The organism is Acinetobacter silvestris (genome assembly GCF_002135235.1).
Taxonomy (GTDB): domain Bacteria; phylum Pseudomonadota; class Gammaproteobacteria; order Pseudomonadales; family Moraxellaceae; genus Acinetobacter; species Acinetobacter silvestris.
Genome location: NZ_NEGB01000004.1, coordinates 52,095 through 64,851 on the forward strand (window position 1 = coordinate 52,095; position 12,757 = coordinate 64,851).

Sequence of the window (12,757 nt, forward strand, 5' to 3'; positions counted from 1 at the left end):
GAGAATCTACCAAAATATAACCCATATCCAAAATTGCTTTTTCCCACCCGGACATCGGTCTGGACGTATATAACAATAACTAAAAATGGCAACCAAAATACGCAATAAAGCCTGAGTATTTTCAATATATCTAACAGATTCACCTTATAGCAAAGGTGCGTGAAGATCGGCTAAAAAGGGAATAGAAAACAGAGAGCAACAAACACTATTGTAGGACTTGTCAGTCTTTTAGATACCAACATTAAACAATAAGCCTTAAAACAAAAAACATTAAATAAATATTAATTTCAACATAACAAACAAATTAAATTTTTAAAATTGACTATCCAATCTAGAGACAACTTGCTATTTAAATCCATTTTTAAAATTAACCATTAAATGATTCATATTTTATTTAAAATTAGGAGTTAATCCAAATTACGGATAAGAAAAGTAATTGACAAAAATGATCCTTAGAAAGCATTCGAAAAATACCACAAAATTGAGATCCCACAGCATTATAAATATTTTAAGAAATATGTTTTTGACTGCTGATGGTGATTATATTTATTAAGAATAGAATGCGTTGGATATAACCGTTGCTCATGATTAAAAAATAATAAACAATAAAAAGACTAGGCATAAAAAATGCCCCTTTCGGAGCATTTTCAAACCGTATTACAGAATTATAGCTTAGCAACTAATTCTGGAACTACAGTATTTAAGTCGCCCACTAACCAGTAGTCAGCTACAGCATTGATTGGTGCTTCTTCATCTTTGTTAATCGCAACGATTACTTTAGAATCTTTCATACCCGCCAAATGCTGAATCGCACCAGAGATACCGACAGCGATGTAAAGGTCAGGCGCAACAATTTTACCCGTTTGACCAACTTGCATGTCGTTAGGAACGAAGCCAGCGTCAACCGCAGCACGTGATGCACCTTGAGCAGCGCCAAGTTTGTCTGCCAATGGATCAAGTACAGTGTGATAATTCTCACCTGAACCCACACCACGACCACCAGAAACAACAATACGCGCAGCTGTTAATTCAGGACGTTCAGATTTAACAATCTCTTCAGAAATAAATTTAGAGATGCCAGCATCTTGAACGTCAGCAACAGTTTCAACCGCTGCAGAACCACCTTCAGCCGCTACAGGATCAAATGCAGTACCACGAACAGTTGCAACTACAATTGCTTCATCAGATTGAACTGTAGCAATTGCATTACCTGCATAGATTGGACGTTTGAAAGTTTTAGGGCTTTCAACAGCAATGATGTCAGAGATCATGCTTACGTCTAAAAGTGCAGCCGCACGTGGAAGTACGTTTTTACCCGTCGTTGTAGTAGTCGCAAGGATATGTGAATAACCTTTACCTAAATCTGCAACTAAAGCCGCAACATTTTCAGCCAATTGATGTGCATAAGCAGCATTGTCAGCAAGTAATACTTTGCTTACACCCGCAACTTTAGCCGCTTGGTCAGCAACTGCTTGAGCGCCAGAACCAGCTACTAATACAGTGATATCACCACCGATTTTTTGAGCTGCAGCAACAACGTTTAAAGTTGCACCGTTAAGTGTCTTATTGTCGTGCTCAGCGATAACTAAAATACTCATGATTTTATCCTTCTGTATTAGATCACTTTCGCTTCGTTTTTAAGTTTTTCAACAAGCTCATCAACAGATTTCACTTGTACGCCAGCTTTACGCTCTGCTGGTGGCTCAACTTTAACTGTTTTAAGTTTAGTTGTACCTGAAACGCCATAATCCGCAGGAGACTTAACATCAAGCGGTTTTTTACGCGCTTTCATGATGTTTGGAAGAGCAGCATAACGTGGCTCATTCAAACGTAAGTCAGTGGTGATAATTGCAGGAAGATTCAATTCAACAGTTTGTAAACCACCGTCAACTTCACGCGTCACTTGAACTTTATCACCAGTAACATTCACGACAGAAGCAAATGTACCTTGACCAGCACCAAGTAAAGCACCAAGCATTTGACCGACTTGATTTGAATCATCATCAATTGCTTGTTTACCAAGAAGGATAAGTTCTGGTTTTTCTTGTTCTACAATACCTTTTAAGATTTTAGCAACTTCAAGTGCTCCAATCTCATCAGTAGTTTCTACTAAGATACCGCGGTCAGCACCAAGTGCCATAGAAGAACGGATTTGTTCCTGAGCTTCTTTAGGACCGATAGAAACCACAACGATTTCCGAAACTGTTCCTTTTTCTTTTAAGCGAACTGCTTCTTCCACTGCGATTTCACAGAATGGGTTGATTGACATTTTAACGTTAGTAAGGTCTACCCCACTATTGTCCGGTTTAACGCGAACTTTAACGTTGGCATCAACCACACGTTTTACAGCAACAAGAGCCTTCATGTAATCCTCGGCTGTTTTAGCAAAAGTAATAGTTAAGAAAAGTTATCATAACTCTTCTTTTAAAATTTTTAGGTGCCCTATCTTGCAATGTGTTTGGCATTTCGGTCAAGTCACAATTATCGAAACAGCAGTAAAAAAGTGCAAAAATCATTGAACGGACAGTTCATAAAAAATATTCAAAGTTAGATTTATTTAATCCCTATAAAAACTTTAACTATTTAATTATTGATTTTTATAATTTTTCAACCTTGTTCAGGTTTTTTATTTAAGGCTTAAAAAATAAACTCATTATTCGCATTTTTAATAATGAAACCTAATGTATTGCATAAAAAAATGTCATTTAAGATAGATAATTGAAAAAATTTTAATCTAGTGACGCTAACTGATCAACAATTTAACCATTTCTCAAGACCTTCTAGGCATTAATGCTCAAGAATAGATAAAATCAAACTTTTTTATTTTAATGGTTGCTACTCTTCGTTATAAATTTTGGCATTTTTTATCTATGCAATGCCACGATTCACACCGATGCTTTATATTTACTGTTTGCGTCATTCAATATTTCATGACGATATAGCAAAGAGGCTGTAAATGCATATTTATCAACTGAAAACTTCTCGACTTTTACTTAGACAATGGCAAAAAACTGATCTACCTACGTTTATACAATTAAATGCTGACTCCGAAGTGATGCGTTATTTCCCCAATCTGCTCACTGCTGAGGAAAGTATAGACTTAGCCGAACGTTTTAAAACAATCATCGCACAAAATGGTTGGGGTTTTTGGGCAGTAGAATTAAAAGCGACAGGACAATTTATTGGTTTTGTCGGCTTAAATGCTCAACCCGATAAATTTAGCTTTTCACCTTGTGTTGAAATTGGTTGGCGCATCGCGTCAGAATTTTGGCATCAAGGCTATGCAACTGAAGCGGCTCATGCCTGTTTAAATTTCGCTTTTCATACATTAAAGCTTAAAGAAATAGTCTCGTTCACTGCAAAACAAAACCAGCCTTCAAAAAAAGTCATGCAACGTTTAGCCATGAAATTTTCACACAGTTTTGATCATCCAGCATTGAATAATGAAAGTCCATTACAACAACATGTACTCTATAAAATTAATGATGAGCAATTTTCAACACTAAAAAATATAAATGGACATTACACACCTAAAAAATCACGATGAATATGACTTAATTCAATTAAATCTTGGTTTTCTAAATCAAAGGTTTTCCAAATTTGAATAAAATCTTCTTTTAAATCAATTTGACTCAATTGAACGCCCCCTTCCTGCCATTGCTGATCCGATATCCAAAGATAAATTTGCTGTGTCAGTTGATTTACAGCTTGTACCCGTCCATCTAAATTCAGCCCTAACACAATGCTATGTTCAGGTAGACAAGACTCTATTTTGGGTAAGCTAAGCTCCACAAAATGTTTAATTTGTCTCAACCCATAACCACGAAAAATTTCTTTTTGTGCTTCAGTTAATTGTTCATATTTTTGCTTAATATTATTCATTACACTCACTTTTACCTATACATTGGTCATTTTTGTAATGACCTAATTCTATTTTTATCTTGCAATAATAAAATACGACGATCTTATAATGCAATCCACGTTCTTTAATCCTTTCAGCATTAAGCTTAATCCCCCCTAAAAATAAGCATAAATTGTTCCAATCTCATGAATACTAACGTTTAGATACAGATATTTAATTAAATGCCACTGTATACAATCAGGTTTTTAAGTATTTTTTATAATAATGTCGCTAGAAATATGCTGAAAAACATCATTTTACGCTGCAATAGAGAGTATAAATAAACACTACAATTTTTTTCAAAAACAAGACAATAAAGTAGTTATTCTAAAAATACAGTATTCAGTTCGTTCAAACCCCATAAAACAAAATACTTAGCTCATCAATAAATTCATCACTTTCAGGAAAATAATATGAAAAATAATGTTCTGATTGTCGGTGCAGGACCTACTGGATTAGTCCTCGCTTTATGGTTAACCAAACAAGGGATTCCAGTCCGAATTATTGATAAAACAGCAGCACCAGTCGTCAATTCAAGAGCACTGGGTATACAAGCACATACTTTGGAACTCTATCAACAAATGGATTTGGCTGAAGAAATCATTCAGGCGGGTCACGCCAACTTACAACTCAATTTATGGGCCAATGGTAAAAAACGTGGCATTTTAAAACTGGTAGAACAAGGGCAAAAATTGACGCCCTATCCATTTCTCTTAATCTATCCGCAAGACCAACATGAGCGTATTTTAATTCGACATTTAGAAAAATTAGGAGTTATCGTCGAGCGATCAACTGAGCTCATCAGTTTTTCCGACTATCCTGATCATATCAGCGCACAAATTATCGGACCTCAAGGAAAAGAAAATTATCATGCCCATTTTCTTGCGGCTTGTGATGGTGGTAAATCACCTATTCGCCACCAACTTGGATTAAATTTCCCAGGTGGAACTTATTCACAAGTTTTTTACGTGGCCGACGTCGTGGTCAAAGGAGCTGCGGTCGATGGTGGTGCGCATATCTCTTTCGATCAACATGATTTTGTTTTACTTCTCTCCTATGGAGAACTTGGTCAAGCGCGTCTGATTGGAATTATCCGTGAAGATCAAGTGGAATCTCTACAAAACATCAGCTTTAATGATATTCACCACACTGCAATTCAAGATTTAGGCTTAAGTATTGAAAAAGTAAACTGGTTTTCGACTTATCGAGTACACCACCGTATCGTGTCTGATTATCGTATTGGTCGTGTCTTTTTAGTGGGCGATGCAGCACATTTGCATAGCCCAGCTGGAGCACAAGGCATGAATACTGGAATTGGCGATGCTATTAATTTGGCGTGGAAATTAGCTGCTGTCATTAAAAATCAAGCCTCGGAACAATTACTCGACAGCTATCAGATTGAACGTCGTGCTTTTGCCGAAAAATTGGTGAAAAGTACCGATCGCATATTTAGTCTGGTGACCGCAGAAGGTTATTTTTTCAGTCAGTTCAGAACTAAAATTATTCCGTATATTCTCCCTAAAATATATAACAACCATCACCTTAGTCAGTTCATTTTTCGCCTAATTTCACAACTGAGTATTCATTATCGGCACAGCCCACTCAGTCAAAAAAATTTAGGTAAATTACAAGGTGGCGATCGCTTACCTTGGATTGAATATGAACAAAGTAATAATTTAGAGTCTTTAAAAAAAATGCTTTGGCAGGTGCATGTTTATGGTACGGCTCCTCCCCAATTACAAGTTTGGTGTAAAATGAATAATGTCCCTTTAAATGTATTTGCTTGGGATATCTCTTGTGAGCAAGCAGGCTTATTAGAAAATGCAATATATTTACTCCGCCCAGATACCTATATAGCGCTGATTGACCCACAAGCAGAAACTCGTACTTTAGATGAGTACTTTCAAAATCGGCAGATAAACTGTTCTGCACAAATCTAAATCCCTGCTTTTTATAATGATACTCATTATTTTAATATTTTCTGGGCCCGAGGATGAGCTTGATCATAGACTTGTGCAAGACGATCAAAATCGATATGCGTATAAATTTGTGTGGTGGTTAAATTGCTGTGTCCAAGCATTTCTTGTACTGCACGTAAATCACCACTATTCGACAACATATGACTGGCAAAGCAATGACGCAACAAGTGTGGATGTAGATCGACATTGACTTGAGCTCGTTGCGCTTGAAATTTCACCCGATTTTCAATTTGTCGTGGAGTAATAGCATTACCACGCTGCGTAATAAATACCGAAGATTCAGGACTAAACTCACCCTTCCATATTCGATAAATTTTCAACCACCCAATCAGACTTTGTTTGGCTTTAGAGCCAAAAGGGACAATCCGAGTTTTATTTCCCTTTCCTGTAATTCTTAACAGTAAGCGATTAAAATCAATATCACGAATGGTCAAACCTTGAATTTCAGCCAAACGTAGACCACTAGAATATAGTAGCTCGAGTATCGCTTTATCTCTCAACCAAAGTTGTTGTTCTATGGGTTTTTCGGGTGCAGGTTGATCAATAATTTGATTGACCGTTTCAATATCAATCATGCCGGGTAAGGGTCTAGGCTGTCTTTTGATTTGTAAATCATCCGCAGCATTGATCGTTAAATAATTACCTTGCTCTGCCCACTTCATAAATTGGCGAATAGCCGTCAGATGACGTTGCAAACTACTGGAACTCAGCTGATCTTGCTCTACTTTAAACGCTAAATATTCACGTAAATCTGAAGCTTCAACCTGTTTGAGTTCTATTTTTTTTTGATAACAAAAGTCAATAAAACCCGATACATCTCGAAAATATGCATCTAAAGTATGTTCAGATTGATTTTGAATTTTGCGATCTTTAAGCCACATAGAGAGTAATTGCATTGCACCATATTGCATTTCACTCGCCTTAATTCAGTTAATTCAAATTCTATTCAACAGTGTAATTGAAAAAGCTCTGACTAATCAGAGCTTTTTCAATTAACTACTTTTCTTTTAGCTTTAAACAACTTTTAAGCCTGAAAGTAACGTAAATCTAAACGACCTTCATATACGGTTGCTGTTGGACCTGTCATCCACACCACATCACCTTCCTGCCATTCAATTTGCAACTTACCACCAGCAAGTTCAATTTCAACCGAATTAGCAAGTAAACCACGCCGCATGCCTGAAATTGCAGCTGCACAAGCACCTGTTCCACAAGCCATCGTTTCCCCCACACCACGTTCAAATACGCGTAAACGGGCATGTTTTTCATCCATAATTTGCATGAATCCAGCATTTACGCGCTGAGGAAAGCGTGTATGTGATTCAATCTGAGGACCTATGGTTGTTACATCAGCAGTTAAGACATCAGAAACAATTGTTACGGCATGGGGATTCCCCATATTCACCACATCAATCGTTAGTTTTTGGTCGTCAGCAAGGTCGATGTCATATAAAGCTTCAGCCGTTTCAGCTAAAAAAGGAATCTCTTGTGGTAAAAATTTAGGATAGCCCATATTGACACGTACCCAACCATTTGGGCCCAATTCAGGTTCCACAATCCCCGAACACGTTTGTACTTTAAACCTAGTTTTATTGGTGAGTTGGCGCTCGTGCACAAAACGTGCAAAACAGCGTACACCATTACCACACTGTTCTACTTCTGAACCATCAGCATTAAAAATTCGATATTTAAAATCAACATTTGGAAAATCAGGTGCTTCAACTATTAGAAGTTGATCAAACCCAACACCAAAATGACGATCTGCCAAACGCTGAATGGTCATTTTATCGAATGTAGCACGTTGACTAATCAGGTCAACCACCATGAAGTCATTGCCTAGACCATGCATTTTGGTAAATTCTAATAACATCTTAGATGACTCCTTTAAGGCAATAACCGTTCATTTTTCCAAAGTGATTCTATCGTTTCACGCTCACGAATCAGATGAGCTTGATCAGCATCGACCATTACTTCAGCCGCTCGACCACGACTATTATAATTTGAGCTCATCACAAAACCATACGCACCTGCACCTAAAACAGCCAGTACATCATTTTCTTGAATGGCTAACTCGCGCTCTTTACCTAAGAAATCGCCAGTTTCACAAATTGCACCAACAACATCCCATTCTTTTATTTCAACATCTGTACGTGGTGTGACCGACTGAATATCCATCCATGCTTCATATAAGGATGGACGAATTAAGTCATTCATTGCGGCATCAACAATGGCAAAGTTACGGTGATTCGTTGGTTTCAACAAATCAACTTGAGTCAATAATACACCCGCATTTGCAGAAATACTCCGGCCTGGCTCCATATACACTTTAAGACCTAACTTTTCTAAAGCAGGTTTCATCGCATTGGCATATTCTGTAACAGTCGGTGGAACTTCATCTTTATACGTAACGCCCAAACCACCACCAATATCGATATGTTTGAGCTGAATACCCAATGCTTTCAATTGGTCAATCATTGCAATCACACGATCCAATGCATCGACAAATGGTTTAGTTTCTGTCAATTGTGAACCAATATGGCAATCGATTCCGACAATCTCTAAATTTGGTAAAGAAGCTGCATATTGATACGTTTCAAAAACGCTGTCGGATGGAATCCCAAATTTATTTTCTTTTAAACCAGTCGAAATATATGGATGAGTTTTCGCATCAACATCGGGATTAACACGTAAAGAAATCGGTGCTTTTTTACCAAGTTTAGCTGCGACTTTTTGAATACGTGCCAATTCTGCATGTGACTCAACATTGAAACATGCGATCCCGACTTCTAAAGCTTTTTGAATATCTGCTTCAGTTTTTCCTAAACCTGAGAACACAATTTTTGTAGGTTCACCACCTGCTGTAAGAACGCGTGCAAGTTCACCACCAGTGACAATATCAAAACCTGAACCAAGCTTGGCCAATACATTCAATACCGCAATATTAGAATTAGACTTCACCGCAAAACAAATTTGATGATCAATAAAAGCAAATGCTTTATCCATATCAGAATAATGCTTTTCAAAACTTGCTTTTGAATAAACATAAAGCGGTGTGCCAAATTGCTGCGCGAGCTGTTCTAAAGAACATTGCTCTGCATGCAATACCCCATTAATGCGGGAGAAACTCATGAATGTATCCTTTCAATGAAAGCAAATAGGTCTAATTAGATGTTACTTCTGATGCAGCTTCTGATTGAACTGCAGGTTCTACAGCGGTGTTCTTCACTTGAGATGACTTGCTTTCTATATTTGAATGAAGCAAATATTTGGCGCGTTTGTCATAATCAGGGTCATTCTGCAACTGTAAAGCTCCAGATTGGCCACATCCAACCATGCTAAACGTGGTCGCAATTAAACTTATGTAACAAATGACGAGACGCATCTAACCACCTATCTTTTGAATTTTAGCCAGTATACCTTGATCATGATATTGACCAAAGCACTAACCCCCACAGCTTAAAGCCAGAATAAAAAAAACGCCAGTTTGAAACCAGCGTTTTTCATCAAAATTAATGGTTAACCATATGATTATTTTTTCTTATAGAAACCAAAGTAACCAATTGCAAGAATGATGAGCCAAATTGGACTCACTTTAAGTGCTCTGAAGGTATCTTCTTCTAAAGAAAGTACGTAAATCATACCAATAAAAAATGCAATGACCACATAACAGGTAACTGGCCCACCAGGCAATTTAAAGGTCGATTTTGCATGCAATTCAGGGCGTGTTTTATGATAAACCAAATAGCTCCACAGAATAATAATCCAAACCAAAATAAACAGAATTGTTGAAAGTGTGGTAGCTAAAGTAAATGCTTCAACGGTATTTGGAACAAAATATTGTAATGTCGCACCACCCAGTAAACAAACTGCCGAGAAATACAATGCATTGGCCGGTACTGCACGAATATTAAGTCGACCAAATGCCTTTGGAGCTTGATCTTCACGCGACAAACCAAACAACATTCGGCTAGTCGAGAATACCCCACTGTTCATAGATGACATCACTGAAGATAACACGACTAAGTTCATGATAATGGCTGCAGCTGCGATACCTGCCTGGCTGAACAAGTTTACAAATGGACTAATTGTAGGATCGATCTTATTCCACGGCGTAACAGACATTACGATGACTAATGCTAAAACGTAGAAGAAAATAATACGAATAGGAATTGAATTTACAGCTTTTGGTAAATTACGTTCTGGATCTTTTGTTTCAGCTGCTGTGGTACCGACCAACTCCACCCCGACAAAGGCGAAAATAGCAATCTGGAAACCTGCTAAGAAACCATGTGCTCCTGTCGGAAACATACCCCCATGACTCCACAGATGGGTAAATGATGCGACTTCACCTGCTGTAGAACTAAATCCCGTGAAAATCATCCATAAACCGACTGCAATCAATACGATAATGGCAATGATTTTGACCAGTGCAAACCAGAACTCCAACTCACCAAACAGTTTCACTGTCATGAGATTTAAGCCCATAATAAACACAATCGCAGCAACACTAATCATTGCGCCTTCAATTGGTGAAAATGGCAGACCATTATTAAAGAATTGTAAATAATAAATAATGGCAGATAAATCTGCGATTCCTATGGTGATCCAACACAACCAATACGTCCATCCCACAAAATATCCTGCCCAAGGGCCAATTAAATCTGTTGAAAAGTCGATAAAGGATTTGTATTGCAAATTTGAAAGTAGTAATTCACCAAGCGCACGCATGACAAAAAACACCATCAAACCAATAATCATATAGATAAATAGAATTGAAGGTCCTGCAAGGCTGATCGTTTTACCTGATCCCATGAACAACCCTGTTCCAATTGCCCCACCAATTGCAATCAATTGTAAATGTCGGTTGGATAAACTTCGTTGAAGTTCTCCCCCCTCACTCGAATGGGATGTATTTAATTTTTGCATTTTATATTTCGTCTTAGTATTCAATGCTAAACAAATTATCTTAATTTTCAAAAAAAGGAAAAAGAAAAATCAACACCAATCATTCATTATTCAAAACCGAATACAAAAATTTCATCTAAGAAATGCCCAACCTTTGAATAAAAACCCAGTAAAACCATTTAATTCTTATAAAAATCAAATACCAATCATTACTTTTAAAAATAAAAGAGGAAGCTTGTATACCAAATAAATCCATGTCAAAAAAGAAACATTGAAAAAAAAATAATCCTGAAATTCAAGAACTCATTTAGAAACATTAGTCATGGTCAAAGAAATGAAAAACTGCTTAGCGAAATACGAATCACGTGGACTGTGCTCAACCTTAAATAAGCTCAGTTCTTTGAGCCGTAACAATGCAGCTCTGTTTGTATAGATATTTCTACATGATGTTGTATAGTGCCTGCTGAACTCAATTTAGACATTTCTTTCGAATACATCATTATGGCAAAAGTTAAAACCGTTTATCGCTGTGAACAATGTGGTGCAGAACATCTTAAATGGGCGGGACAATGCTCAGATTGCGGTGAATGGAATAGCTTAACCGAAGTTCGTATAGAACCTACAGTAACACATCGTGCAAAGGCTAATTTAAGTGGCGGCTATACCGGTCAGGCTGCCAATATCACCCTACTCAACAAAATCACCGTTTCCAATGAAACTCGTTTGGCGACTGGAATTAGTGAGTTTGATCGTGTGCTCGGTGGCGGCTTAGTCACAGGTTCAGTGGTGTTAATTGGTGGTGATCCAGGGATTGGGAAATCAACGATATTGCTGCAAACTGCAACCCATATGGCCGCTGCGAATAGTTCGGCATTATATGTCACGGGTGAAGAATCACTCTCTCAAGTTGCATTGCGTGCTCAACGCTTAGACTTACCCACCGATCGCCTTAAAGTCATGGCAGAAACCTGTGTTGAGCGAATTTGTGAAGTCCTTTCACATGAGCGCCCTGCTGTGGCTATTTTAGATTCAATTCAAACCTTATATACAGAAACCTTACAATCTGCACCGGGCGGAGTTTCTCAAATTCGAGAATCAGCGGCCTTACTGACCCGTTTTGCCAAAAATAGTGGGACAGCTTTATTTCTCGTTGGTCATGTCACCAAAGAAGGTGCATTGGCTGGACCGCGTGTACTTGAGCATATGGTGGATTGCGTCCTCTATTTTGAAGGTCAATCGGATTCGCGCTACCGTATGATTCGTGCGGTAAAAAACCGATTTGGTGCAGTGAATGAGCTCGGTGTATTTGGCATGACCGATAAAGGACTCAAAGAAGTGGCCAATCCATCGGCTATTTTTCTAAGTCGTTACGATGAAGCCATTCCTGGTTCCATCGTCATGATTAGCCGTGAAGGTACGCGTCCCTTATTGGTAGAAGTACAAGCACTAGTCGATGATGCACATGGTCAACCACGCCGTGTCGCACTAGGCTTAGAACAAAATCGCTTAAATATGCTCCTTGCTGTTATGCATCGACATGGCGGCGTCCAAACCTCTGGACAAGATGTCTATGTCAATGTTGTCGGTGGACTGAAAATTACCGAAACTGGTTCAGATTTAGCCGTATTACTCGCCTGTGCCTCTAGTATTCGCAGTAAAGCCTTACCACAACAATTGGCTGTTTTTGGTGAAGTTGGACTCTCGGGTGAAATTCGCCCAGTTCCTAATGGGCAAGAACGCTTAAAAGAAGCCATTAAGCATGGCTTTAAATATATTATTGTGCCACGCGGCAATGCACCGCAAAAAAGCATTGCGGGTGTACAAATCATTGCTGTAGCTCGCTTACATGAAGCATTGACTGAAGCAATGCAACTTGCAGATGAGGTGAATTAGAACATTCGTTATATTTATGTGAAGATATTGATAAATAAATAGCAATGCGTATTGAAATTCAATCGAAAAGGCTTCATAA

11 protein-coding genes are annotated in these 12,757 nt (G+C 38.0%); 3 read left to right on the plus strand and 8 right to left on the minus strand.

From position 1 onward, the window contains the following. Window positions 1-665 precede the first annotated feature (665 nt). Entirely contained in the window at window positions 666-1,598 is a 933-nt protein-coding gene (locus B9T28_RS08010; RefSeq protein WP_086203468.1) for an electron transfer flavoprotein subunit alpha/FixB family protein, read from the minus strand. Window positions 1,599-1,615: 17 nt separating this feature from the next. Beyond that, on the minus strand, window positions 1,616-2,365 hold the full coding sequence (locus tag B9T28_RS08015; protein ID WP_086203469.1) for an electron transfer flavoprotein subunit beta/FixA family protein: 750 nt from the start codon (window positions 2,363-2,365) through the stop codon (window positions 1,616-1,618). A gap of 591 nt (window positions 2,366-2,956) precedes the next feature. On the opposite strand from B9T28_RS08015, the gene B9T28_RS08020 reads away from it, so the two are divergent. Beyond that, entirely contained in the window at window positions 2,957-3,547 is a 591-nt protein-coding gene (locus B9T28_RS08020) for a GNAT family N-acetyltransferase (protein ID WP_086203470.1), read from the plus strand. On the opposite strand, the gene B9T28_RS08025 is transcribed toward B9T28_RS08020, so the two are convergent. Further along, a complete protein-coding gene (locus B9T28_RS08025) occupies window positions 3,523-3,882 on the minus strand; it encodes a hypothetical protein (protein WP_086203471.1) in 360 nt (119 codons plus the stop codon). The genes B9T28_RS08020 and B9T28_RS08025 overlap by 25 nt on opposite strands. A 432-nt stretch (window positions 3,883-4,314) precedes the next feature. On the opposite strand from B9T28_RS08025, the gene B9T28_RS08030 reads away from it, so the two are divergent. Then, on the plus strand, window positions 4,315-5,841 hold the full coding sequence (locus B9T28_RS08030; RefSeq protein ID WP_086203472.1) for an FAD-dependent monooxygenase: 1,527 nt from the start codon (window positions 4,315-4,317) through the stop codon (window positions 5,839-5,841). 26 nt (window positions 5,842-5,867) lie between these two features. Here the strand turns inward: B9T28_RS08030 and B9T28_RS08035 are convergent, their stop codons facing one another. From B9T28_RS08035 to B9T28_RS08055, 5 genes are all read right to left on the minus strand, one after another. Continuing rightward, window positions 5,868-6,761 (minus strand): tyrosine recombinase XerC, encoded by an 894-nt coding sequence (locus B9T28_RS08035; RefSeq protein ID WP_171263490.1) that lies wholly within the window; start codon window positions 6,759-6,761, stop codon window positions 5,868-5,870. 143 nt (window positions 6,762-6,904) lie between these two features. After that, window positions 6,905-7,750, minus strand: coding sequence for a diaminopimelate epimerase (gene dapF, locus B9T28_RS08040; protein ID WP_086203474.1), 846 nt, complete (start codon window positions 7,748-7,750; stop codon window positions 6,905-6,907). Window positions 7,751-7,764: 14 nt separating this feature from the next. Then, window positions 7,765-9,009, minus strand: coding sequence for a diaminopimelate decarboxylase (lysA, locus tag B9T28_RS08045; RefSeq protein WP_086203475.1), 1,245 nt, complete (start codon window positions 9,007-9,009; stop codon window positions 7,765-7,767). A gap of 31 nt (window positions 9,010-9,040) precedes the next feature. Next, a complete protein-coding gene (locus tag B9T28_RS08050) occupies window positions 9,041-9,262 on the minus strand; it encodes an LptM family lipoprotein (RefSeq protein WP_086203476.1) in 222 nt (73 codons plus the stop codon). Between the two features lie 146 nt (window positions 9,263-9,408). After that, window positions 9,409-10,806, minus strand: coding sequence for an amino acid permease (locus B9T28_RS08055; RefSeq protein ID WP_086203477.1), 1,398 nt, complete (start codon window positions 10,804-10,806; stop codon window positions 9,409-9,411). Between the two features lie 480 nt (window positions 10,807-11,286). Here B9T28_RS08055 and radA point away from each other — a divergent pair, with 480 nt between their 5' ends. Then, the gene (radA, locus tag B9T28_RS08060) at window positions 11,287-12,678 is read left to right on the plus strand and encodes a DNA repair protein RadA (protein ID WP_086203684.1); all 1,392 of its coding nucleotides are present in this window, start codon (window positions 11,287-11,289) and stop codon (window positions 12,676-12,678) included. The last annotated feature ends 79 nt before the right edge of the window (window positions 12,679-12,757 follow it).

Bases quoted from the DNA above. Each gene is read 5' to 3' on its own strand.
- B9T28_RS08055 (WP_086203477.1), bottom strand. From the start codon at position 10,806: ATGCAAAAATTAAATACATCCCATTCGAGTGAGGGGGGAGAACTTCAA.
- B9T28_RS08050 (WP_086203476.1), bottom strand. From the start codon at position 9,262: ATGCGTCTCGTCATTTGTTACATAAGTTTAATTGCGACCACGTTTAGC.
- dapF (WP_086203474.1), bottom strand. From the start codon at position 7,750: ATGTTATTAGAATTTACCAAAATGCATGGTCTAGGCAATGACTTCATG.
- B9T28_RS08010 (WP_086203468.1), bottom strand. From the start codon at position 1,598: ATGAGTATTTTAGTTATCGCTGAGCACGACAATAAGACACTTAACGGT.
- B9T28_RS08035 (WP_171263490.1), bottom strand. From the start codon at position 6,761: ATGTGGCTTAAAGATCGCAAAATTCAAAATCAATCTGAACATACTTTA.
- B9T28_RS08025 (WP_086203471.1), bottom strand. From the start codon at position 3,882: ATGAATAATATTAAGCAAAAATATGAACAATTAACTGAAGCACAAAAA.
- radA (WP_086203684.1), top strand. From the start codon at position 11,287: ATGGCAAAAGTTAAAACCGTTTATCGCTGTGAACAATGTGGTGCAGAA.
- B9T28_RS08030 (WP_086203472.1), top strand. From the start codon at position 4,315: ATGAAAAATAATGTTCTGATTGTCGGTGCAGGACCTACTGGATTAGTC.
- B9T28_RS08020 (WP_086203470.1), top strand. From the start codon at position 2,957: ATGCATATTTATCAACTGAAAACTTCTCGACTTTTACTTAGACAATGG.
- B9T28_RS08015 (WP_086203469.1), bottom strand. From the start codon at position 2,365: ATGAAGGCTCTTGTTGCTGTAAAACGTGTGGTTGATGCCAACGTTAAA.
- lysA (WP_086203475.1), bottom strand. From the start codon at position 9,009: ATGAGTTTCTCCCGCATTAATGGGGTATTGCATGCAGAGCAATGTTCT.